This is a genomic window from Alishewanella maricola (assembly GCF_016343785.1).
Classification (GTDB): domain Bacteria; phylum Pseudomonadota; class Gammaproteobacteria; order Enterobacterales; family Alteromonadaceae; genus Alishewanella; species Alishewanella maricola.
In genome coordinates, this window is record NZ_JAEINI020000002.1 from 345,077 (window position 1) to 366,432 (window position 21,356).

General features: G+C 48.5%; 18 protein-coding genes. 8 read left to right on the top strand and 10 right to left on the bottom strand.

What is annotated here, in order from left to right; translation table 11 throughout:
* Positions 1–4: 4 nt before the first annotated feature.
* The 8 genes from JAO78_RS05045 to JAO78_RS05080 all read left to right on the top strand — a co-directional run bounded on the left by JAO78_RS05045 (position 5) and on the right by JAO78_RS05080 (position 10,192).
* Positions 5–3,703, top strand: a complete 3,699-nt coding sequence (locus tag JAO78_RS05045) for a tape measure protein (protein WP_226750263.1) — start codon at positions 5–7, stop codon at positions 3,701–3,703.
* Positions 3,700–4,065, top strand: a complete 366-nt coding sequence (locus JAO78_RS05050; protein ID WP_226750264.1) for a hypothetical protein — start codon at positions 3,700–3,702, stop codon at positions 4,063–4,065. Before JAO78_RS05045 ends, JAO78_RS05050 begins: the two co-directional genes overlap by 4 nt.
* A 13-nt stretch (positions 4,066–4,078) precedes the next feature.
* Positions 4,079–6,532, top strand: coding sequence for a hypothetical protein (locus JAO78_RS05055; protein WP_226750265.1), 2,454 nt, complete (start codon positions 4,079–4,081; stop codon positions 6,530–6,532).
* A gap of 11 nt (positions 6,533–6,543) precedes the next feature.
* A complete protein-coding gene (locus JAO78_RS05060) occupies positions 6,544–7,578 on the top strand; it encodes a hypothetical protein (RefSeq protein ID WP_226750266.1) in 1,035 nt (344 codons plus the stop codon).
* A complete protein-coding gene (locus tag JAO78_RS05065) occupies positions 7,562–7,861 on the top strand; it encodes a hypothetical protein (RefSeq protein WP_226750267.1) in 300 nt (99 codons plus the stop codon). Before JAO78_RS05060 ends, JAO78_RS05065 begins: the two co-directional genes overlap by 17 nt.
* Entirely contained in the window at positions 7,858–9,654 is a 1,797-nt protein-coding gene (locus JAO78_RS05070) for a hypothetical protein (protein ID WP_226750268.1), read from the top strand. Before JAO78_RS05065 ends, JAO78_RS05070 begins: the two co-directional genes overlap by 4 nt.
* Positions 9,647–9,874 (top strand): hypothetical protein, encoded by a 228-nt coding sequence (locus JAO78_RS05075; RefSeq protein WP_226750269.1) that lies wholly within the window; start codon positions 9,647–9,649, stop codon positions 9,872–9,874. The genes JAO78_RS05070 and JAO78_RS05075 overlap by 8 nt, the downstream gene beginning before the upstream one ends.
* Positions 9,875–9,949: 75 nt before the next feature.
* A complete protein-coding gene (locus JAO78_RS05080; RefSeq protein WP_226750270.1) occupies positions 9,950–10,192 on the top strand; it encodes a hypothetical protein in 243 nt (80 codons plus the stop codon).
* A gap of 281 nt (positions 10,193–10,473) precedes the next feature.
* On the opposite strand, the gene JAO78_RS05085 is transcribed toward JAO78_RS05080, so the two are convergent.
* The 10 genes from JAO78_RS05085 to JAO78_RS05130 all read right to left on the bottom strand — a co-directional run bounded on the left by JAO78_RS05085 (position 10,474) and on the right by JAO78_RS05130 (position 21,355).
* Positions 10,474–10,779, bottom strand: a complete 306-nt coding sequence (locus JAO78_RS05085; RefSeq protein WP_226750271.1) for a hypothetical protein — start codon at positions 10,777–10,779, stop codon at positions 10,474–10,476.
* Between the two features lie 14 nt (positions 10,780–10,793).
* Positions 10,794–11,915: a hypothetical protein gene (locus JAO78_RS05090; RefSeq protein ID WP_226750272.1), complete on the bottom strand. Its 1,122-nt coding sequence runs from the start codon at positions 11,913–11,915 to the stop codon at positions 10,794–10,796.
* A gap of 571 nt (positions 11,916–12,486) precedes the next feature.
* Positions 12,487–13,143 carry a hypothetical protein gene (locus JAO78_RS05095; protein WP_226750273.1) on the bottom strand — a complete coding sequence of 219 codons (657 nt, stop codon included), beginning with the start codon at positions 13,141–13,143 and terminating at the stop codon, positions 12,487–12,489.
* The gene (locus JAO78_RS05100; protein WP_226750274.1) at positions 13,130–13,558 is read right to left on the bottom strand and encodes a C40 family peptidase; all 429 of its coding nucleotides are present in this window, start codon (positions 13,556–13,558) and stop codon (positions 13,130–13,132) included. Before JAO78_RS05100 ends, JAO78_RS05095 begins: the two co-directional genes overlap by 14 nt.
* Positions 13,559–13,623: 65 nt before the next feature.
* Entirely contained in the window at positions 13,624–13,998 is a 375-nt protein-coding gene (locus tag JAO78_RS05105; RefSeq protein ID WP_226750275.1) for a hypothetical protein, read from the bottom strand.
* A gap of 75 nt (positions 13,999–14,073) precedes the next feature.
* Positions 14,074–14,466, bottom strand: a complete 393-nt coding sequence (locus tag JAO78_RS05110; RefSeq protein WP_226750276.1) for a DUF4376 domain-containing protein — start codon at positions 14,464–14,466, stop codon at positions 14,074–14,076.
* On the bottom strand, positions 14,456–14,791 hold the full coding sequence (locus JAO78_RS05115) for a hypothetical protein (RefSeq protein ID WP_226750277.1): 336 nt from the start codon (positions 14,789–14,791) through the stop codon (positions 14,456–14,458). The genes JAO78_RS05110 and JAO78_RS05115 overlap by 11 nt, the downstream gene beginning before the upstream one ends.
* A 12-nt stretch (positions 14,792–14,803) precedes the next feature.
* The gene (locus JAO78_RS05120) at positions 14,804–15,892 is read right to left on the bottom strand and encodes a pyocin knob domain-containing protein (RefSeq protein WP_226750278.1); all 1,089 of its coding nucleotides are present in this window, start codon (positions 15,890–15,892) and stop codon (positions 14,804–14,806) included.
* A 52-nt stretch (positions 15,893–15,944) separates the two neighbouring features.
* On the bottom strand, positions 15,945–20,804 hold the full coding sequence (locus JAO78_RS05125) for a phage tail tip protein J-related protein (RefSeq protein ID WP_226750279.1): 4,860 nt from the start codon (positions 20,802–20,804) through the stop codon (positions 15,945–15,947).
* Positions 20,801–21,355, bottom strand: a complete 555-nt coding sequence (locus JAO78_RS05130; protein WP_226750280.1) for a baseplate hub domain-containing protein — start codon at positions 21,353–21,355, stop codon at positions 20,801–20,803. The genes JAO78_RS05125 and JAO78_RS05130 overlap by 4 nt, the downstream gene beginning before the upstream one ends.
* Position 21,356 lies beyond the last annotated feature (1 nt).

Sequence of the window (21,356 nt, forward strand, 5' to 3'; positions counted from 1 at the left end):
CCACATGAGCAAAAACCTAGAACTCGCACTAAAGATAGCCGCATCCGTATCCGGTGATAAAGATCTCGCCCGGATGGCTGATGCTGTGCGCGATGTAGGGCAAGGTGCGGGTGAAGCTGACCCTAAAGCGGACGCATTGGCTGGCAAGCTGGATAAACTGGCTGATCAACAAAAACTTATTAAAGAATTTGAGCAAAGCAATAAAGCGCTCGATGCAAACACCATTGCTGCTTACGCAGCAGCAACACAATTAGACAAACTACGCGATGAAGCTCAAGACAGTGGCAAGCCTTTTGTAGAGCTAGCCCGCAATGTCGATATCGCTGAAAAACAACTAGAGGAAATGCGGGTAGAGCTGGCTAACCAAGCCACGAACCATGACCGCCTTCAGCGCGAACTTCAACAAACCGGCGTTGAAACCCGCAACCTAACTACAGAAAAACGCCGCGTTCAAAACGAGTTTAAACGCGCATCTACCGACGTTAAAAAACTGGGTGACGACTATCTACGCGCTAATGGCCAACAAAGAACCTTCTCCCAGGGCGCGGCTAACGTTACCTCACGACTGGTGGCACTTGCTGGGACCTATCTTGGAATTAACCGCCTTTGGCAAACACTGACAAGCATTTTTACTACCGGCAGCCAGTTCGAAAAGCTGGATGTGCAGTTCAGCGCCTTAATGGGCAGTGTTGCTGGAGGCGAGCAGGCCACCGCATGGGTTAAAGACTTTACCAAAAATACGCCCTTACAACTTGAAGAAGTGAGTAAAGCTTTTGTGCGCTTAAAGGCTTTTGGCCTCGATCCAATGGATGGCACCTTGCAGGGCATCGTCGACCAGGCATTTAAACTCGGCGGTGGCTTCCAGGAAGTGGAAGGTATATCCCTCGCGCTAGGGCAAGCCTGGGCTAAACAGAAATTGCAGGGAGAAGAGATCCTTCAACTTATTGAGCGCGGCGTGCCTGTGTGGGATCTGCTGCAACAAGTCACCGGTAAAAATACCCAAGAGTTGCAAAAACTATCTGAGCAAGGCCAGTTAGGCCGCGATGTTATTAAGCAGTTGATGGAAGAAATCGCCCGCCAGTCAAAAGGCGCTGCCGCTGCAAATATGACCTTGTTATCGGGCCTTATCTCTAACGCCAAAGATAACATTGCACAGTTTTATGATCTGGTTAGCCGCTCAGGTGCCATGGACTGGCTAAAAGAACAAATAGCCGAGTTAAATGCTGAGTTTGCCGAAATGGCCGCCGATGGCCGCTTACAGGAATGGGCTCAGCGCTTTAGCGATACCATCGTCAGTGCTGGTACTTTGGTGCGCGACACCGGCGCGGCACTGTATGAATTCCGCGAAGAGATCGGCTGGGTAGCAAAAGCCTGGTTAGCACTTAAAATAGGCAGCTTTTTAGGGGGTGTGGTTGATGGCGCAAAATTGGCCGTAACACAACTAAAAACTTACGTAACTGGCGTGGCGGCAGCGGAAGGTGCCACCAGGGGCTTAGAAGTTACTGCAAAAGGCTTTTTTAGAAGCCTAGGCACCTTCATTTTACTGCTGCCAGTGCAATGGGCTCTAGAGCAATTTGTAAAACTTAAAGATGCTTTTTTTGACCTACAAAACGCGCAGCGCGAACTTGAAAAATCGCAAAATGCCCTCGCTCGCAGCCAACGCGAAATTAGTGCCGAATTCGAATCGCTTAGCAAAAGCATTGGTATGCAAATTACTAATATCGAGCAGCTGCTAGAGGCCGAACGGGCTGGTCTGATCGTTTACGATGAAAAGCTAGGCGCATACCGTAAAGCAAAAACTGCCATAGAAGAGCTAACTGCCTCAGAGCGCGAGCAAGTTGGCCAGTTAAAACTTACCGCCCAAGAAGCTGCAGTGGCAGCGGAGCAAATCATAGCTATGAGCGAAAGCTATGAAATTACCGATGCTTCTGCTGAATCACTTAATAAGCAGATACTTTTAGTCATCGAGGCATTAAAAACATCCGATGGCCAATATAGCGAGCATATAGCCAAGCTGGAGCAAGTTGCTCAGCGCAATAGAACAAACGGTCTACTCTATGAAGAAACTCAAGCACTACTGGGTAATACCGAAGAAGCCTATAAAGCCCTTGGTATAACATCAGTTGACACATTAGAGCGCACAGCCGCCAAAGCGCAAGCTGCCTTTAACATTATCAAAGCAGGCGAAGCGCCTTTAGAAATTCAACGCCAGGCGTTTTTGAAATGGGCTGAAGCATCACTTAATGCAGGCAAAGCGACTGGTGATGTTGTACCGGAAGCATTGAGACTTGAAGCTGCAAACTTAGGCCTAACTAACGCCTATAACAATCTGATAGAAAGTCAGAATAAAAATAATAAAAGCTTGGACAATAGCGCCAATGGCCTGGATAAAACACAAACTGAAATTGCTAAAACTAAAGAAAGTATCGAGAGTTACCGCAATACATTAAATGATGCTAGCGCGAGTTCAGATGCAAAACGCCAAGCCGCTGACAAACTGGCCGATGCTGAAGCGCGCTTAACCGAGCAAACACGCCGTTTAAACCAAATCAAAGAAATAGAAGTTGCAACATTTACTCAGCTTCAGCGCAAATTAGCCGACTATACAGCTCAAATGGAAGCCCTAGACGAGCTCTATAAATCCAACGGCATCAGTGCCCAAGAATACATCCAACAACGAGAACGCTATGCAGAAGTTATCGGCATTATTCAACGTATGCTGGCTGGGTTAGGTGATGGTGAAGAACAGTTACAAGACAAAACTGAAAATGCTAATTTATCGCTTGCTGAGCAGCAGCAACGTTTAGAAAGCTTAGCTGAATCTTCAGGCGTTGCAACTCGCTATATCAGCCTTCTTGCAAATGCCCAACAGGCATTAAAAAAAGAATTTGATTTTTCTGAATCAACTACTCAAACCCTGAATAGCCGCTTGAACGAGCTTAACGGCTTTATCGTTCAGAATATGCGTGTAAATGACATTTGGTGGCGCTCGCTAGCTCAAGCAAGTAACGAGGTATTCGAGCGCGAAAAACGCATTATTATCGAAACGCTTGCGATGCGAAGATACACAGAGCAACTTAGTAGTAGCTCGCTAACGATGCAGCAACTTTTACAAATATCTCGCGCTGTGGACACTCAGTTCTCGAAATTAGGTGATAACGACATGGCGGTGTTGCGTCAAGCAATCACAGATGCTGAAAATCGATTATTGTCATTTCGAGACGAATTAGAAGGGACGGTATCAAGCTTACAAGACGAGCTCGACCGTCTTAACAACAACCAAACAGCCATCGAAAAACGCCGTTACGAACAACAAACTGCAGATCTGCGCGAAAAGCTCAAAGCCGCGCAGGCCAGTGGTGATAAAGAAGCTCTTTCCGCTGCCCAACAAGCGCTAAAACTGGCCGAGGAAATCTACCGCATAAAGCAAAAGCAAGCCCAGGAAGAAGCCGCAGCCAATGGGAACACAACTGGCATCAATCGCACTGGTACAACTGCTACCAGCGTTACAAGCCCCAGCACTGCCGCGCCTTTGCCAATGGTAGCCCCAGCAGGAACCGCACCCGTAACTAATAATAGCAACGCCAGAACTGTGCGCTTAGAGCTGGCTATGCCAGGCCGTACCTTTACCGCAACTATCGACAGCACAGAAGCAGATCGCTTACTCGCCCAAATAGAGCGCGCCCGGAGTACCAGCTTATGATTATCGACACCCTAACCGTGCCCGATATGCCGTGGATTAACGAGTACAGCTGGAGTAGTCGCACCGCCAATGCCCAATACGCCAGCAGCGGCGCATTAATAGTGGAAGTAGCACAGCGCCAAGTTGGCCGCCCTATTGTGCTGCAAGACGACATGCTAACCCGCGCCACCGTTAACGCCTTGGTTACCCATGCCGACGCCACGCCAGGTGAGTTTGATATCACCTTGGGCGATGGCCGCGAATTTACCGTGATGTGGGATTTTGCCGCTGGCCCCATCAGCGCAGAGCCACTTCAAGCCGAAACCGACCCAGATAACACCAGTTTTTTAATGGGTGTAACCCTGCGATTTATGACCATTTAAAAGGCGTTTAAACATGCTAAGAACCGACTTAAAAATCTTTAAATCCCAGCGCATGACGCAAATCGCTAATGCAGGTGGCCAACGCACAGCCATCGAAGTAGCAAACGGTCAGCTAAACGAAGTATTTGGTAATATCTCGGCCATCGACCACGCCCAAAGCGCGGTGGATATCGTGAAAGTTTATCCAGGCGTAAGCACTGCTGATACGCAATTACTGCAAGATGGACACGTGCTAATCAACGAACCACCCGTGGATCCGCTGGTCGATGTGTTGATGATTGAAGCGCCCTCTATTAATGATGCCAGTGTTCGCACCGGTATTATAGAAGCCATAGAATCAGGCGTTACTGCTGGCCAGTTACTGCGCAGCGGCTTAACCGGCATGCTGGCTGGGCAAAATACTATCGCTAGCAGTGATCTGCTCGATGTATTGGCAGCGAACGAGCTAAGAAACGTCTTTCTTTCGCTGGGGCAAGTCATCGCAATTGCGGTGGAATACACGGGCACAGAAAGCACCACTTATCCGCGATTCATCCATTACGCCAAAGTGGTAGGTGGCGTTAGGTCGGGCACATTTGGGATTAGCTCTACAACAAGCCAAGACGATGTTGTATTTGAACCCCCTCTGCCTTTTGATACGCCTGGGCCAACCGCCAGCGTAAACAGTCAAACAAATTTAACAAAGTTGCGCCTTACCAATTCCACCGAAGCAGTAAAATATCATGGTGTAACCCGCTTAACTGCAGCAGCCAACCAAAGCAGTTTGCTAACAGTGGCTAAAACCCAAGGGAATTTATTGCCCAAGCTAACTTCGGTAGTAGAGCGTAATAACAACCGCCCGTTTGTTACCGACACTGGCTTAGTGCGTAAAACAGCAGAATTTAACGTGGCGGGGCGCGTTTACAACCTTGAAATTTCCGACATAGCAGATTTAACCGGCACCATCGCAAGCAATACCATTAGCGTATCTTACGTTAACCCAAACGGTACAGTGATCTCACAAACGCTGAGCTTTAGCGAGTACCAAAACGGCGTATTGTCGTTTACTTTGCAAACTGAGCCTATGCCCAATCGCACGCTTTACGTTTACTACTACAGCACAGATCGTTACTTGCGCTATCAAAACAGCAACGCTTGGCCAGCCAACAGCGCGCTGATTATTTCCACTATGGTGGGTACGGTAGTCAACACAACCACCAGCATTTTACGTTCTTTTTATACTGTTGATGGCGCAGCCGAAAACCAGCTGTTTGTAAATGGAAGTTCTGGCCGTGAGTTAGTGGCCGAAGTGGATTTTATCACGGGCGTGATCACCTACTTTAACGGCTATTCTAGTGCGGTATATGTTGCCGTACTCAGCAACACCCAAGCCACAGCCGACAGCGTAAGCACCGCTGATTTTATTTTAGCGTTTAACAGCATACAAGCTGATTCGCTTTACATCACCGCAGAATTAACCGCTGGTGGTTTAGTCAGTGCCAGTGCCGATGCAATGGGCGTGATCTCCGGCGTAGGTGTATCGGGCAGCATTATTAATGGCGCGGTCACATTGGCGTTTAATGATCCGGTTATTGCGGGCAGTATCACGTATAGCGTAAACGAGATCACACAATTGACACCGCCAGCCAGCCTGTACAGCATTAACCAGCTGCGCATAAACAATGGCGGCAGTGTGCCCATTTTTAACCCTTTTGGTGTCGTTAGTATTACCAACAATGTTTACACCACCACGACCGATTTACCTGCCACGCTTAACCAGCGCCCTGATGCGTTTATTGACATCGCAGACAGCACAGGAGCAAGTTTATGGCATCCGTTAGATAATCATTACAGCTACAACAAACAAACCGGTGTGGTAACCATTAACAACACCACCGGCTTTGTTGGCCCGTTTGAAATTACCGACACCATCGGCGAGCTAGCACTAGTGGCCGCAGTGGGTAGCAACAGTCTTACCCTTACCGCACCGCTGCAAAATAGCTACCCAATTGGCAGCGTTGTTAGCAGCGTACAAGTGCTGGGCAACATGCAAGCCAGCGCTAACGTGCTGTTTGATATGACCACATGGGATAACGTATGGAGCGATAACATTACCGGCAGTCCTGCTACCGGTAATTTTAACGAGCTGAACTACCCCATAGAAGTGGAGAACCGCAGCGCAATAAATGAGCGTTGGGTAATTGTTTTCACCAGCGGCACTGCTTTTAACTGTATCGGCGAAGGCCTAGGCCAAATCGCCAGCGGCGATACGCTAAATGATTTCGCGCCAATTAACCCCAACACCCTGCAACCCTATTTTGTGATCCTAAGTCAAGCATGGGGCGGTGGCTGGAGCGCAGGTGAGTGCATCCGCTTCAACACAGTAGCTGCAGCAAGACCACTAGTGCTATTGCGCTCAGTCAGCGCAGGCTTTAGCCAAGTTGAGCAAGATTCAATCAGATTACACTTCCGCGGCAACGCGGATTAAGGAGTTTTTAAATGGCATCATTTCCGGTAACCGTCTATAGATGGGATGATTCAGGGGCGCCGCAAATCACAGATGGACTTGCTTCCGAATATTTAAACGTACTTCACAAGTGCCTAGTCGAAGGTTACGGGTCAAAGTTACCCCTCGGATGGACACGTCCATTTCACAATGCCACTAGCCATATATCTGTATATCGCAATAACACTAATGCTGGAGGCTCTGGAAGTTGTGTCCGTTTTAGTAGAGAAGGAGCTAATTCACCCTTTGGTATTATTAGAACGACTTATGCTGTAGATATGACAGCGATCAACACATACGTAAAACGAGGATTTACCCAAGGGTTTTCTACGTTGTCTGGAGTTTCATCAGGGTATGAGCCTATAAAATGGATAATGGTAGGCACAGTGACTGCTTTTTATTTTTTCGCCGCAGATGTATTTGCTCAAAAAGTACAGCAACAAAATGCAAATGGCGTTGGTTTTTTTGCAGGAGATATATTTAGCACGATACCAAATGATATTGGTAGATTTATTGCTGGAGGTAGCGCTAGCGGCGATAACACACTAGGTAACAACTGGTTTGACCATATACATTATACGCTTTACTCTGCTGCCATACCAACACCCTCGGCTAACGTGTTTAGAATTTATAGTGCAGATAATCATAACAGTAGTGCTTTCTACGGGTTATATCCAGGATTACCTTGCTTGGGTAATGGGCCGAGCAGTGGTGAAAGTTATTTAGCCAATGCCCCATTATCAACACAATTATCTGCTCCTGTTTTACTTGTAAGGCCTAATGAATTACCTGGGAATAGCACTACAAAAGATAGGTTAGGCATTCCAATAACAAACTCAACAATAACTCCTTATTTAAGAGGAGTTATGCCAGGAATGAAAATAGCTTTATACACAGGATACAGAGATCAGAATTGGGGGCATGTTGCAGTGATAGATGGAGTGGACCATCTCATAGTGCCGCAAACAACAACCGGCGGTAGTAATGTGGTAATTGAGTTAGGGAGTTGGCATGATCCATTTAATTAACTTTGGCTCTTCATCTCAACCCGTTTGGCGGTCAAAGCTTGAATTAGATTTAGATCCTGACGCAGAAAGAGTTTTTATTGCGGACCGCAACGATATGGATCTACTACACCATAGTGTAGCTGTAAATAACATGACGGTATTCTTGCCCGAAGTATATGGCAATGGCTTCGATATTGTTGTTATTATATTCGATGAAGTGGGTTCGCCAAACTACAACGCCGTTATTAATGATAGAGTGCGCGCGCAGTTAGTTGACGCCAGAACAATAACGACAAATCCATGAGCGCAGTAGTATTACGTTTTGAGTTTTTAAACGCAGGCGTAGTAAGCCCAATATCGTTACGTTTTGAAAACGAACAGCCTCCTCCTCCGCCACCCGCTGATTTGCTACCCAACACTATAATGGCTATAGCAGCACGCTACCGCCACGCGCCGCTGCAGCAACAGCAAATACACACAAAATGGCGTGCCAATAACGACATAACAGGAACAGTAACAATACGCTATGCAGCGTTGACGCCAACAACGTCCCTAATTAAAGCAAATTGGCGTTTACCGCTAATAATAACAACGCAAGCCAGCACCAATTGGCAAGTGCTACCGGTACTAACGCAGCAGCTGCTAACCAACTGGCAGCAATTGCCGTTGCAGCAACAAACCAGCAGAACCAACTGGCGAGTAGCGCCGATAAACCAACAACACTGGCAATACACTTGGCGGCGAACTTCACTACAACAGCAGCAACTAAAAACGGGCTATCGTTACCCAGGCATAATGGCACAGCGTTACGATCTGCTTTGGCAAAATGGCGGCGACATTACCCGTTATTACCGGTTGCCATACGGCCCAAGGCCCGCCACGTATATATGTACACAAAACTACCGTCCACCGGTTGGGCGTGTTGTGCTTAATTTTACGGATCCTGCGCAACCGCGCACCGGCTCAGTAACACTGCAATTTAGCAACGCTAACAACCCTATAGTATGTGACTTGGACATCGGCGGCGGCCTGATCCCGCCATCGCCAGACGTACCAACCATCGACACAACTAAACCCATTAGGCCACCGCGCCGCAGGAGCTATATCATGCAGCCAGAGCTACGCTGCTATCGAGTCAGCGACAACCAAGAAATCAATATTTTTAGCGCCTCGCTCAGCGTCAGCCGCAGCAGTTGGGCCGCCGCGATCAGCATGGCTTGTGGTAGCCGTGGCGATAAAGATATGCTATTTACCGGGGGCCCACAGCTATTTAAGTTGGTAATAAACAGCTATGAGTTTTACGGCATTGCCGAGCAGCCTTCACTAAGCCACCTGTTCGGCCAAACAAGCTGGACAATCAACGCCCGCAGCAGCATCGCAGCGCTAGCAAGCCCGCACGTTGCGCCCCGCTCTTACACTAACAGCACAGCCAAAGGTGTAGCTGCATTAATAACGGACGAACTTGCAGGCACCGGCTGGACACTTGACTATCAAATGACAGCATACAACGTACCAGCAGGTGCGTTTTCATATCAGAACAAAACAAAGATGGAAGCCATAGCACAGGTGGTATCAGCCATTGGCGGTATGCTCTATGCCGACGGCGCAACCAACACACTGATCGTTAGCCCGCGCTGGCCAGTTGTGCCCTGGGCAACAACTTTAGCCGTACCCGATATTGCAGTACACGACGATGTAATACTGCAATACAACAGCACACCGCAAGTTAACCCACTCTACAACAAAGTGTTTGTCCGTGGCGAACAGCAAGGGGTTATGTGTGGTGTACGCCGCACCGGCACCGCTGGTGACGTTATCGCGCCCGATATAGTGGACCCACTCATCACAGACAACCAGGCAGCAAGAATGCGCGGCACTGCAGAGCTGGCCGATAGCGGATACAAAGACGAGATAAGCATTGTACTGCCGGTAATGGCTTCACTACCACCCTGCCTGCCCGGTTCTTTGCTGGGCGTGGTATGGCAAACCGACAATTACAAAGCCACGGTGGACAGCCTAAGCATTCGCGCAGAACGCACCAGCGACGGTGCGATTACAGTACGCCAAACAGTAGGAGCATTACGTAGCTATGAGTAACAACTATCAACGCCTGCGCGTGCTAACCGCCCGCGCCACCCGCACAGTAGCAACAGTAACAGCGCATAACGCAGACGGCACGAGCGCCGTCGAATTGATGTCCGGCACAAGCATAAACGTGCTTGGCCAAGACGTTGCGATCGGCAGCAAAGCGTATATAGAAGACGGCCGCATTATAGGTGCAGCAGCCGACCTGCCGTATGCAGATATTGATGTTTAACACCAGTTCCTGTTTTGTTGCGAGAATTTAGATCCCTTGTATTTTGCAGGAAACTGTTCACATCGAAGGATTTATATGACCAGCACAAACACTGTTTATAATATGGATATTGACCGTTTAAAAACCGATGCATTGTTTAAAACTATAGAGCAACTTAAACGGATTGTAGGAACCAATCAAAGGCTTGTTTGCCTGGTAAACTCAGCAGAAGAGCTACTGCACCGGCAAGGTGAAACAGGTGTAGATCATAGCCTCGCTATAGGTCTTATAATCGGCGAGGTTTTTAGCTTGGCAGTCTCTGTGAATTGCTCAAATTAACCTGCGGTAATAAGTAGCGCATTTCTCAAACTAACCTGCGTAATTTCTCAAACTAATCGCGCGGCTACACCAAATCCTCAATCTCTGCCGTATTAAAACAAAAACCCCGAGATTTTGGCTCGGGGTTTTTGTTTTAATCTGGCGGAGAGAGAGGGATTCGAACCCTCTCGCATAGTTTTGTAGGCCGCGCTGGGCCTTTGCTGGCTGGGGCTTTGGGTTGGGTGTTTGGCCTAAAACGGACAGAAGCGGCCTTACTATTGCCCCAAATTTGCCCCAAGTAACTATAAAAAAACCCGAACGGTGAGATCTACAACGCTGCCTGGGCCAGCGATAACTTCACCTGTTGGGAAATCTTCGCTGAATACGACAAGAAAACCATCGTAAGTGCCTGGGCGCAGTGTTATCTGCCCAGTTCTAATGGCTACCACGTTGCGTTTTTCACCTGTTACTGTGGCGGGTATTTGCTCGCCGTTAACTAACAGTTTAACCGCGGTAATGCCTGCCAAATCAAAGTTTAGCGGCTCGGCATCCTGGCTGAATGCCACTTTTTCTATATTACCAATGTTGCGATATGCTGATAATTCCATGTTTCACCTGTTGGCTAATTACACTTAGTGGCTGTGATGTTGGGTTTTAAATGGGTTGCGCTGATCATGGGTTGTAAATGCACTGCCGTTATAGCGCACGGGTTTAGCTTAATAACATTGCCATTGATGATGCGGCTGTCTGCGAACGCATACGCATAAGCTAGTAGTGAGCCGCTGCCGTTGATCTGTTGCTCGTTTACAATAGCGGTGCCGCACAGTGCTGTGGCGTTAGCCGCTAATGTGCCGCCGCTGCTAATTATTTGTTCACTGTTTGATATGTTAACCAATGAACTGCTGGCAATGGCATTGGCTGCTGCGCTGGCCAGTGCGCCAGTTACTACAATTTGATCATTAACCCGTTGGCTGCTGGCAAAAGCGCTACTGCTGGCTGTTGCTGTGCCGCTGCTTACAACCTGCTGTTCTTGGCTTAGTGTGCTACTTGCCATGCCCGAGGCGGCGGCTTGGGCTACCCCGCCAGATGTTATAACTTGCTCAGTGCCGCCTTGGTTAACAATAGTGCTAACTGCCACCGCATCAGCTAATGCCGCACCGGTGCCATTGCTCGTAACTTGCTGATCATTTACAAAAGCGCTGGTGCCAACAGTGCCAGCCGTGGCGCTTAACGTACCACCCGTGCTAACTATTTGCTCAGCACCCGCGGTGTTAACCATGGTGGATGTTGCCACCGCTTGCGCCTGTGCGTTAGCTGTGCCACTGGTGGTTAGTTGCTGATTATGAGTTAAAGCACTGCTGCATGTTGCACTGGCCTGCGCAGTTGTAGTACCTGAAGCCGCAAGTATTTGCTCGTTAACTAATGCGCTATTTGCTAACGCAGCAGCAACGGCTGCAGCTGTAGCACTTGCGCTGAGTTGTTGTGTATTATTTAATGATGATGTAGCAACTGCACTGGCACTAGCGGCTAAAGTGCCGCCAGAAGTGATAATTTGTTCGTTGCCTGCCGCCTCTTCAAAAAAAGCACCAATGCCCAGCGCAAACAAGTCAGATGTTGATTTTACGCGGTAATCTCCGACAGCAAAATCTACTAGCTCTGCGCTTGTATAGCCTGTGAAGTTGCCTGTCGCATCTTGAGATGCGGAGTTTGTTGATGTTGCCCCACTTAAAAGCTGATAATCCAATAATACGCTTGAGAAAGAAAAGCAATCGGAAGCAATAACGTTTGATGCGGCGAGTGAAATTCCACGTCTCGAACCAAAAGAAACGCTTTTCTTAATTCTGCCGCCAACCGTAAAGCAACGGATACCAAATTGTGCTGCGTTATCCGTTGACCTAGCTACACACTGTTCAATGTCTTGACCCGTAATAATTCCGTTAGTAAAGCCGGGATCTCCGCTGTGTTGTGAATAACAGCGGAGAGCCTTATTTGTGTTTAATAGTCTAATACCGCCGTTTGCACCGCTTGAGATTGTCCTTAAATCCCTCACCTCTAGAAAGTGCGCTGTCGATATTAATTCTAACCTTCCGTTTAGCGTTGCAAGTGAGGTGTGATTGCCTCCTGTATATTGCACATCCCCTCGAATTAATATCGTGCCAGTTGGCTGTGCGTTAATAACAACAGGTCCCGCGCCTAATTCACCCTTGCAATGAGCTTCCTGTGCGCCTGCACCCAAAGCAGAAAGCCACGACGAAAGCGTGTCGAAGTTTCGCTCACCAACAGGCCACCCTAAGCCAACTTTACTAACTGCCATATCAGATTACTCCGTAAGCATCATCAATCGCATAATCGGTAAAATCTAGGTAATGCGTAGGCATTTTAAATTCATAAGCGCCCGCATCAGACAGGCGCATATTCCCAAGCACAGTTGAGCGATTCGTGCGCGGGTTTACGCCCCACAGTCTTGCGCTGTGTTCTTCAACAACATCATTAAGCGTAAACGCCAAATACCCCCCCACTTTGCTAACCGCTGCAGTAGGGCAGGCATTTTCTGTTGTGAGCACATCGTATAGCGTTGTTTTAGCCAGCGGATAAGTAACGGTGTTTGCGTAATACAATGCCGTTTGTTTAAACATATTTAAGGCTGCGGCGTGTTCGGTTAAATCAGTAGTGATTAACCGATTAAGCGCTGCAATTTGGCCATCACCGGTGATGTTACCTATTTTAAAGTTAAATTGGTGGTTACCCAGTAGCCCTACCCATACGGCGAGCACATCGCTGTGTGCTGGGTGGTTTGGCTCGTTTTCGGCAATCTGTTTAACAATGGGCAGTAACTTAAATGCACTGAGCCAACCGTTTACGGTTGAGGCTTCGAGCATATTGCCCACGGTTACCGGGTGCGCTTTGGCGGCATCGCGTTTTTGCTCGTAGCTTAACTCGGGTACTGTGGCTAAAAATTCATTTAACTGCATGTTTCACCTTTAGTATGTCTTTAGGCACTAGGGTTGCGAGCCGTGCGGTATCAAAGTGGCCAAGCACTGAGCCGATAAGCTCGGCGCATTGATACGCGCACAGATCATCCCAGCCGGTGCCGAATGCTACGCCCCAAAATGCGTCGTTGTCGTAGGGTTTGCCTATTTGCAAATCGAGTAGCGCATAGGCTAGCTCGGTGTTGTCGCACTTAACGTGCCGAACCATCGTTTCGCGGTAGCGTTTTTCAAAGTCGCGGCGCTCTGTAATGACGACACCCTGCCCGCCTACTGCCTCGATGATGCGGCCATCTGGAATGATTGCCCCTACGTGCGACCAGCGGCAGAACGTGCGTATTTGTATGGCTAAGCTGATTGGCTTGTAACTGCGCCCGAATATTACTGGTAATGTTTGCATAGCGGCCTCAATGAAAATTAGGCACAAAAAAACCGGCTAATGCCGGGCGCTTTTGGTGGTGCTGCTTACAAGTTGGTGCGGGTTAGCTTGGTTGTTGTGGCGCTTACCACAAACTGGCGTGTGGTGATGTTGCTGCCACTGTAGGTGCCGGTGTTGCTGGGTACGATGTAACCCAAATAGGTTGAGTCTGCCCACAAGCCAACAAAATTCACGGTTTGATCAATAGTCAGGCTTAAATCAAATGTTACGTTGGCGTTGAGTAGCGATTCGGCCACTGCGCCGTTCATGGCTGCGGCGTTAAAGGTACAGGCTTTACGGGCATAAGGTGCATCAGACAATTCGCCAGCAGCTGGGCTTACGCCTAAGCCGGGGTTAGTGCTGTGCAATGACATTTGTGTTGCAGCATTTAAAGTGGCCGCGTGGCCAGCTAAGTTAAACATAGTGCGATCCTTTTTTTGGCAATAAAAAAGCCCCTAAAAAGGGGCTTGTGGTTTATGTTTGGTTAAAGGTGTTTGCTACCAGCTAATGTTGCTAATGTAGTTATCAACGGCTTCTTTGGTTGTTAATGCGGCAATGGCATCTTTATGCTGGCGGCAGCGATACACTAAGTGGGTTTTGTGCTGCGCTACTGCGATACCTAGGGCCTGCAGCTGCTGCAGGTTCATTTCTACTTCGGTGTTGTTTTCAGTTAACCAGCGGGTAGTTAAGTTGGGGGTGAGTTGCGCCACTTGGATCACGCCCATTAAATCGGCCACGTCTTTTTCGCGGGTTTGAAACTGATGGCCATTGTGAGTAATGCCCGCATTAATTAGCCTGTCGCGCTCTGTGTTGAGCCACTGCGCTTGGCTTTGTTTGTATTCGTTTACTATGTCTTGCGCGGTGCGAAGTGTTTGCCAGTTAATTGACATGGTTTACCTCCGGGGATTCTGGTTCTGGCTTGCGCGCTATGGGGCAAGGGCACTGGCCGCTGGTAACAATAAAGGTGTAGTCTGCCCAGTCGGTGCTTTGGTTGCTTTGTGCCGTGGCGGTGTTGTATTGATATTGCAGCGTGAGCTCTGCTTCACCGTTTACGCGTTTAATGTTGCCAATAAACGGTAATTCCGCTGTAACTTCTGCGCCGTCGGGTAGCTGGGTTAAGTCGTAGCTTTGGCCGCGGTAGATAAGGGTTTGTTCGTTAACGGTGGGCGGTGTGTCGTCTGATGTGGCAGCAACAGGTGATAAGATAATTTTCATGTTTGATCCTTATTAAAACCAGCGGCCGATGGCTACTAAGCCAAAATTAAAAGACACCGCGCTGTTATAAATTATTGATGAAAACAAACTATGTTCTAACCTGTCTACATATATACCTCTTGAACCAGCCCATACCGCTGGCAAAATTCCGTAATCGGAGTTACCAGAAACTAATGCTGTTATTATTGAAAAAGGTGTGACTGGGTAATTCCAAATTTTTGTTGGACTGGCGTAAAGATTACCAAAAGTTGAATTTATCAAATCGGTATATGTTGAAGTAAACGTCATTATTAAAGTTCCGTCAGCAAATTTAGTATATTTCCCATTAGCATTACTACCATGCTCAATAATTGCACCAGTTGGAACGCCAGCGGATTGCGATACTACGCCAAGGATATTTGCGCTGCTAAAAGTCTTTTTCCAAGCCAGCAAAGTGCCGCCTGTAATGTTTCTTTCGTGCGTGTCGCCATTGTAAGAATGAAATATTTGAGTGCAGCTATTACCGTCTGCCCACTTGATAACTTGAACTTTGGCTCCGTCAATTGGAACACCGGCTGGACCACCAGAGGCGCTAGGACCACAAGCATAAAAACCACCCGCAAATAAAGTATCTAGTGAGCCAGTAAAAACGGTCGTCGCACCAGTTGCACCCAACCCAAAATCCCCAACCTTTAACCCTCTACCCGCCGTTGTATCTGTTGCACTGCTTGTCATTGGCCTAAAAAAATCAATGGCCTGTTTTACGCGTAGTGCGGTCATGGTGGCGGTGTTATTGGTGCCCTGCTCGGCTTGCACTTGGGTGGCTAGGGTAAAACCATCAATTAACTGTTTAAGCACGGCAGTTGCTGCGGCTAAATCGCCATCGGTGGGAAATGCTACAGCCGCTTGCGCGGATTGGTTAGCGTATGGCCAAGCGCTGCGCAGTTCTATTTTTTTATTATTACTGCCATCTAGGTATGATCGTTTAATTTCTACAGGCGGGTTGCTGCCAATAATTAAGCCCCCCGCTTCTTGCGCCAGTTGTATATCGTCGCCAGCATTTACGCTTACAACGGTTTGGCCGTTAGCAACGGTTACACTGGTTGCGGTAAACCATGTCATAGTTTTTCCTCAAACAAAAAAGCCCCGTTCGGGGCTGTGGGTTATTTTGTGTTTATCGTCTTAGTTGTTGCACTGCTAACGCTGCGTAAAATACGCGGCGAGAACCTTCTGGCGTTATGGATTGATCGTCGTTAGAGGCTTGCACTGTTAGTGTGTAGGTATAGGTTCCTGCCGGTACGTTATCTAAATAGAACCGTATGGCTTCGTAATTAGAGATAAAGCCCGCAATGTTTTTAGTGCCAATTAATACGCCGTTGCGTCTAACTCTAATGCTGGTTAGTGCGCCATTGCCGCCTACTTCTGGCCGCTCGGTTGAGCCTTCAACAATGGCTTGTATGGTTACCGGTTTGCCGGTAATGGCATTCATTACTGCCGTTGCTATGGTTGTTTCAACGTTGTCGTCTAGCTGGGTTAGGTTTTGTAATACCGCATAGTTGCCAGCGGTTGATACGCCGTCGCGCAATTCGCCTGCGTAATAAGCATCGCCGTTGCGCTTGATATAAAACGTGGCGTTAGCGTCGTTCTTTTGGTTGGCACCCGCCCATTGTAAATAGGTACCGTCGTCGCCCGTATCAATACGAATGCCGGTACCGCTGTCGGTAACAAATTTACCGCCGGTAATCACAGGGGCACTTATTGATGTGCCAGCAATGAGCCTGTTACCCGCAATAGTGCCGCTGGCTATAATGCTGCCGTTAACTTGCAGCGCTACGGTTACCCAGCTGCTGCCGTTGTATTGGCGGGCTTGGCTGTCGGTACCGTCTGCTCGGGTTTGGGTTAATATGTCAAACGCGACTGGCGAACGGCCGGTTAACTCGGTGAAGCGCTGGTTAGCGGTGGAGGTGGTCCAGCTTATGGCGGTATAGGTACTGCCATAAAAGCCCGCGCCATTTTGACCAGGCAAACCATCGGCACCGTCTAATGCCCTAATATCCTCTATGGTATTTACAGTGGTGTTGTCGGATAACACCAGCCGCGCACGAATGTTTAATACACCACTGTTATTGGTCCAGTACAACACTGGCACACCGGCGGTATTGGTTAAACCAAACACATCGCCCTGAAAGTTTATAGCATTGTTGCCACCACCAATGGTTAAGCCGGCTATGGTGGCCACGCCGTTAACCACATTGGTTACACCCAAAAAGGCGCGGCTTTCTAGCTGATCTAAATCTTGGTTGTATTGCGAGTTTAAAATTAGCTGCGCTTGGCTAAAGGTTTCTAAGCCCCCTACGCGGTTGCTAATACCGGTAATAGATTGCGCGTTGCCCTCTACATCGGTTTGCACTTGCTGTATTAAGCCCGCGGTTGCAGCAAACTGATCATTTGTGGCAGCTGATAAGCTATTAATTGACTCGGCACGGGCCAAGGTTTCATTAGCAATGGTTTGGTTAACTTGGTTTAAGCTGGCATTAATTTGGCCGGTTTGTGCGCCAAAGCTGGCTTCAAGGGTTAATAGTTCTTGTGATAACGCTTGCTGCGAATTTGCTAAGCTGATCAGATCACGCTCGGCAATGGCCACGGCGCTGCCTTGGTCTAATTGATTGTTGCGCTGTTTGTATAGCTCGTATTCGGCAAAAAATTGCAGCTTGCTTACATCGTTGGTTTTAAGCCGGTTATTGGCAATACTGACTATTTGATCTGATAGCCTGCCATTTAACGCATCCAGCGAGGTGTTTACGGTTGTTAATGTTTGCTGCGCGTTATCTAGTTGATCGTCAATGCCACCGGGCTGCGCGTTATAGCTGGTAACCACTTGGGTAATGTTTGCTTCGGCAGCGTTTACCCATTGTGATGCGCTATTTGCTTTGGTAACGGTGCCTTGTTGGTCTAGTTGTTGTTGTGTGGCTTTTAAACTAATAACAGAGGCGGTGCCGTCAATAACTTGGGCAGCATTACTAAAGGTTACGCTGTTGTTGCTGTAAAAAACCGATGTTACATAGCTGGTAAGCTGCCCCTGTACAGCATCAATATTAATACCCAGTTGGTTTACCTGAGCGGTTAAGCCTTCTATCTCGGTTAGTGCGGCTGAGGGCTTACCAATGGTAATGCTGTTTACCGTAAATTCGTCGGCAATGGTTTGGCCAAGCACTAGGCGTAAACCGGTTATCGTGCCTGTGTACGAAGCTTCGCCAGCTAAATTAAGGTTACGAACGGTAACCGATGAGCCCACCGGATCAATAACGCCAACATAGGTTACCGTGCTACCACCATCAAATGTAACAATCAAATCACCCTGCCAGCCGCTGCCCGCGGTGCGCTCTAGGCTAATGCTGATGACGGGGTTTTCGTCTGCAATGAAGCTTAGCGCGGTATTGGCAATGTCGCCCAGTGTTAGTGTTACTTTGCCACCTGCGGAAGTAAGCGTGCCGTTTACTGCGGCCCAACCTTCTGCGCTGTTAAAAAAGCCAAATGAGTATGCTGGCAATATGGCATCAATAGCACCGGCAATGGCTTGGTTAACCTCGGTGTAGGTTGCTCGCAAGGTTATTTGGCCGGCCAGTACGTCTATTTCGCCCGTAGCTTGGGTTATTTGATCTTCAGTGGATGTTACCCGCTGCGCTAATATGTTTACGTTGGCATTTACGCCATCAATTAAAAAGCTGGCTTGGCTAAAGCTGTTATCGGTATAGGCCAGTGCGCGTAAACGTACTTGGCCGTTGGCTGGGTCAACTTCAAAGGTGGCGTCTTTTAACTCGGTAATGCCTAATTGCACATCTTGGCGCAAGCGAACTGCCGCGGCGGCGGTGTCGAATAGCTGCTTGTCTGATGCTTGGCGGCTTAATTGCTCGGCTTGTATGCGTACTTTTAATTCGCGTTCAGTATTGCTGAGTTGGTTTTCAACGTCGGTTATTTGCTGCTGTAAATCTATTACTACCGGTTGAAAGGTGCTTTCCCATAGCGGATCTTTTATTAGGTCGATAACGTTGTTGGCATCGTTGGTGGTGCTAATGCTGGCATTTACCCAGCCGCTATTACCTAAGGCGTTAATGGTTCGCGCAAACACGGTGTATTGGGTGTTGTGCTTTAGGCCTACAAAGGTGGCGCTGCCGCCACGCGCTTTGCTGGTGGGTGTATGGCCAATGCCGTTGCCTTCAACAATATCAAATTCAAACTGGGTGCCAAGGCCGGTACCGGCCAGCACGGGTCGCGCTTCTATTTCAAAGTTAAAGCTGGTTAGCTGTATGCTGGTTGGCGCTACCGGTAAGGTTATTTCAAATGCAATTACTGCTGCGGGTGACAGCGTATTCAGCGTGCTAATGGCAAATACCGAAATTGTGTAACTGCCGGGGGCGAGTAACGGCAGATCAAGCGAGCGACCGGCGGTTTCTTCGCTAAACAATAAGGTGCTGCCGTTTTGCATTTGCACCCGAAAGCGACGGATAAAGGCGTTGTTTACAGTCGACCAGGTTAAGCGGCCACCGGTTGCTAAGGTGAGATCAGGTGCAATGCTTAGGCCCGTTGGTGCCGGAATATTAGTGGGATCGCCTAAGTTAGTGCCGCCCGTGCGCTCGGTATAGGTTGCACCACTCCACGGGTAAATGGCGTTTTGGTGCTCGATAAACTCTAGCTCTACATCGCCATCGTCTTTTAGTTTTACCTGCTCTACCCGAAACGGTTTAGCATCCCAGCCGCGGGTGTCGTCGGTTATGGCGGTTACATCGCCCGGTTCTACTACAATTGCAGCAGGGCTGGCAACAAAGCTGCATTGCAACTGAAAGCGGCTGCGCAAGGTAATAATGCGCGCCATTTGCAGCGCTTCGGCTTTATTAGTAATGGTGTTAAATTCAAAGCTTTGTTCAAGCAGTACGCCGTTATCTTCGGCCAGCCACTCGGTAAACTGTGGATCTTCGCTGTCGGGGTAAAATACTTCGTCGCGTTCAAAGTCTAGTGCGGCATTAGGAAAACGCACTACAACGCGGTTAAAGCGATCTTTTTTATTGCCGCCGCTGCTTTTAATTTTGCCCGTTATGGTGGCGTGGTTTAATAACTCGCTACGGCCATGGCTAAAGTAAAAGGTTGGCGTGGTGTCGCGTTCTATTTGTAAGCGCAGTGCACCGCTACCAATGGGCAAGCTGCCGCGCATGGCAGACAGCATTTGTTGCACATTTCCAAATACCGAATTGCCTGTGTCTACCACTTGGTTGCTGCTAAAGCGCTTGTGGGTAAACGGGGTTGTTACGCCATTCACTATTACCGTGCTGTTTAAGGTTTCGTCTGCAAAGTTGGCGGCATCGATAAAGCTGCTAAGTGATAAGCGGCTTTGGTTTAAGCCTTTGCCGTAAACCGTGTTTTGCAGGTAATCAAGCAATTGAATGCTTGGGTTTACGCTGTAAGCGGTGGTGTTGCTGCGGGGGTCATAAATTTTACGGCCACGCACCCGTGCGGTTATTTCTGGTTCGCCGCGCCAAATAGATTGGTCTTTGTCCATTTGCAGCACAACGTATAAGTACGCTAAGCCGCTAAGTTTGTGATTGTTGGTCCAGTTAGGTATGGCCGCTACTGCGGGTGCCGATGCCACTTGGTTTGCTGCACCTAAATAGCGGTTTACGGTAAACCATTTGGCGCTGTTGGCGTTGTTTTTATCTTTGCGCCATCTAACATCGTTTTCACTTACGCCGTCGAAGTACACTTCTTCAATGGCGTCTATTTCGCCTTCGCACAGCACACAAATTAGGTGCAGCAGTTCGTTTTCGGCGCCACCGCTTAGGTCGGTTACATACTTGTGTACTTTAATTACGCCAATTTTACGGGTGCCATATACCACAGGAATAGCATGATCGCTGCCCTGTTTTTCTACCAGTACCGCGGCGGGATCTTGTTGCCCAGGTATTTTAAATAGCCAGCCCAGTACTTTGCGAAGCGGTGCTGTTACAAATTTAACTGCTTTTTTAATAAACTTGAAAATCATGCGCCGCCCCACTTAATGTCTTTTTTCACTTGCGTGGCAAACTCTAAGCCTTTGTCTTGTGGGTAAAACCGCACTTGGCTGTTGTTGGTAGTGCGCCGCCCGCGAGGTGCTTCAAAGTCGGCCCATTCGCTAGCCATACGCACTGAGCAGGTGGCGCTGTTGTTATCGTCTGATACATCGGCGCTGGTGATTAGCCAGGCGTGTAATAACACTGGATCGGGTATCACTTGGCCAAAGGGGTTTAAGTAAGCACGATAAATGTAAATAGGCCGGTTTACTTGGTTGGTGCCTAGCATTAACGCCACAATGCTTTGATCTGCAGCAGTAAAGCTTAGGCTTATTTCACCTATGCGCAGCTCGGTATTAAAGCTGGGCGCATCAACACCAAGTAGCAGGCCATTGGCGTTAAAGGTTTCGCCATTCCAGTTAATATCAAAACCCGCTTCGGTAAAACGCAGCACGGTGTTGTTGGCCAGCTCCATGCGTATTAAATGGCAATAGTTATGATCGCCGGCTAAGGTAGCAGCGACTTGTGGCGTAGTTGTGATCATG